Annotated in this window: 1 protein-coding gene and 1 pseudogene; both read right to left on the bottom strand. The window is 67.7% G+C overall.

Annotated elements, in window-relative coordinates; genetic code table 11:
- Positions 1 to 249 precede the first annotated feature (249 nt).
- Positions 250 to 975, bottom strand: a complete 726-nt coding sequence (locus tag B2W70_RS09040; RefSeq protein WP_058087367.1) for a DUF599 domain-containing protein — start codon at positions 973 to 975, stop codon at positions 250 to 252.
- A gap of 89 nt (positions 976 to 1064) precedes the next feature.
- Positions 1065 to 1262: pseudogene (locus B2W70_RS09035) on the bottom strand (RNA polymerase factor sigma-54); the annotation flags it as partial.

Here is a 1262-nt window from a genome sequence, read left to right as displayed (position 1 = left end):
CAGGCCCTGCGCGATAAGGCGGCTCACCGCGCCCGGCATGGGGCGACTGCGGGCGCTGCTGCGTCGGCGATCGGCCAGGGCCTGAGGGACGCTGCGAATGCGCATCCCGCCGCTCGCCATGCTCGCCGCGCGCAGGCGCACCGGCTTCATCAGAAGGCCGGCCGGTGGCGGCGGAAACACGGGGGCGACGGATCGGTTTGATCGGCATGGGGCGGGTGGACGGAGGCAGCGAAGCGGGTGACGGAAGGGTCAGGCGCGCAGGACGGCCAGCACGTCGGATCGGAATTCGCGACGATACAGCACCCACAGCACGGCAAGGGTGGCAACGGCGAACGAGGTCGGGGAAATGAACCAGCCGATCACGGCAAAGGACATGTAATAGGCACGCAGGCCATCGGCGAAGCTCTCGGCGGCCATGCCCATGAGCTTGCCGGCGCGCTCGGCGAAGGCTTCGCGGTCGGCTTCACCCGAGTCGAAGACTTCGACGTTGGGTGCAGCGCCCACGAGGATGGCGCCGAACGAGTACACCCTCATCGACCAGGTGAAGCGGAAGAAGGCGTAGACGAAGACGCACAGCATCACCACGATCTTGATGTCGAAGACCAGCATCGATGTGGTGGCGGCGAAGGGCAGGTCCTTGACCAGCTCGGTGGCCTTTTCGGAGGTGCCCAGCACGGCGAGCAGACCGCCGAGCACCAGGATGGTGGTCGAAGCCCAGAAGCTGGGGCTGCTGGCGAGGTTCTGGGTGACGGCGGCGTCGACGATGCGCTGGTCGCGGTAGGTGACCTGCATCATCCAGACCTTGCGGAAGTGGTTGGTGCTGGCCAGCAGCGTGCGCTCGCGCTTGGCCCGCCAGCTGGCGAACTGGGCATAGCCGACCCAACCGAAAAAGAACAGCGCCAGCGCGGCCCAGTCTTGCCAGGGCAGGACGGCGAGGATCTGGGTGACGGTGACAGAGGGGTTGATGAGGGCCATGGTCTGACTCGGTCAACAGGCGGTCGGTGGCAGGCGAGGGGCGCTCGGCGGGGCGACAGCTGCCGACGCTGGCGCCATCGGTGTGACGCTCAGAGCGCCTTGCGCAGGTTGGCTGGCGCGATCTTGAGGGCTTCGCGGTACTTGGCCACGGTGCGGCGCGCGACCTGGATGCCCTGCTCTTCGAGCATGCTGGCGAGCTGGCTGTCGGACAGCGGCTTCTTGGCGTCTTCGGCGGTGACCAGCTGCTTGATGAGCGCACGCACGGCGGTGCTCGACGCGTTGCCCCC

It is taken from the genome of Aquabacterium sp. UBA2148 (assembly GCF_002328915.1).
In the GTDB taxonomy this organism is placed as follows: Bacteria; Pseudomonadota; Gammaproteobacteria; order Burkholderiales; family Burkholderiaceae_C; genus Aquabacterium; species Aquabacterium parvum.
Note: the sequence above shows the minus strand (reverse complement) of the source record. Positions and strands in the feature narration are given on the sequence as shown.